The following is a 1,130-nucleotide window of genomic DNA, read 5'->3' on the forward strand; positions in this document are numbered from 1 at the left end:
CTCGCCGCGGCGCCGAACTCGCGTCGCGCGGTGGGGACGCCGGGCCCGGGCGTCATGACCAGCTGGAACGCGGCCGGGCGCTCGTGCCCGAAGGCCCGGAAGGCGTCGAGCACCTCGCGGGCCGACCCCGCCCCGTCGAGCCGCGCGGCCAGGTCGGTGAGGGTGGCCTCCGCGACCGACCGCAGCAGCGCCTCCCGGTTCTCGACCCTCTTGTAGAGCGAGGGTGCACGCACGCCGACCCGTGCCGCGACCGCGGCCATCGTGAGGCCGGACGGACCGTCGGCCTCGAGCAGCTCGCGCGCGGCGAGCAGGATGGCGTCGGGTGAGGTGCGGTCGGGTGTGGGCATCCGTCAAGTATAGCTATTGACAATAGCCATGATGGCTAACTACCGTAGCCATCATGGAACTCGCCCCCTCCCTCCACCGCATCGGCAACGACATCGTCGCCGCGTACCTCGTCGTCACGCCCGAGGGCGTGACCGTGATCGACGCCGGTCTGCCCGGCCTCTGGTCCGAACTCGTCTCCGAGCTGGCCTCCGTCGGACGCACCCTCGACGACGTGAAGGGCGTCGTCCTCACCCACGGCGACTCCGACCACGTCGGCTTCGCCGAGCGGCTGCGTCGCGAACACGGGGTGCCCGTGTACGTCCACGCCGCCGACGCCTCGCGGGCGAAGGGCGGCCCGAAGCCGCGGAACGGCATGCCGCCGATGAAGCTCGGCCCCCTGCTGGGGTTCGGCGGCTACAGCCTGCGCAAGGGCGGGGCGAGGACCGCGTGGCTCACCGAGGTCGTCGAGGTGCACGGGGGCGAGACGCTCGACCTGCCGGGTGCGCCTCGGGTCATCCCGATGCCCGGGCACTCCGAAGGCAGCATCGCCGTGTTCGTCCCGGGCGTCGACGCCGTGTTCGTGGGTGACGCCCTGACCACGCGCCACGTGACGACCGGGCACGTCGGGCCCGCACCGGCTCCGTTCACCGACGAGCCCGAGCAGGCCCTCGCCTCGCTCGACGCCCTGCTCGGGACCGGTGCGACCTGGGTGCTGCCGGGCCACGGTGCCCCCTGGGACGGTGGCGTCGACGCAGCCGTGCGTGCCGTCCGCGCCGCCGCCCGCTGACCCGCCGCGCCGGCTC

Annotated in this window: 2 protein-coding genes; one reads left to right on the top strand and one right to left on the bottom strand. The window is 73.9% G+C overall.

The genetic code is table 11. The annotated features are described in order from the left end of the window. A partial coding sequence (locus tag IFT36_RS16085; RefSeq protein ID WP_200413672.1) for a TetR/AcrR family transcriptional regulator occupies positions 1 to 347 on the bottom strand: 347 nt, incomplete at its 3' end. A 53-nt stretch (positions 348 to 400) separates the two neighbouring features. Between IFT36_RS16085 and IFT36_RS16090 the strand changes: the two genes are divergently transcribed. Then, positions 401 to 1,114 (top strand): MBL fold metallo-hydrolase, encoded by a 714-nt coding sequence (locus IFT36_RS16090; RefSeq protein WP_200413673.1) that lies wholly within the window; start codon positions 401 to 403, stop codon positions 1,112 to 1,114. The last annotated feature ends 16 nt before the right edge of the window (positions 1,115 to 1,130 follow it).

It is taken from the genome of Frigoribacterium sp. CFBP 13605, assembly GCF_014839405.1.
Classification (GTDB): domain Bacteria; phylum Actinomycetota; class Actinomycetes; order Actinomycetales; family Microbacteriaceae; genus Frigoribacterium.

Bases quoted from the DNA above. Each gene is read 5' to 3' on its own strand.
- IFT36_RS16090 (WP_200413673.1), top strand. From the start codon at position 401: ATGGAACTCGCCCCCTCCCTCCACCGCATCGGCAACGACATCGTCGCC.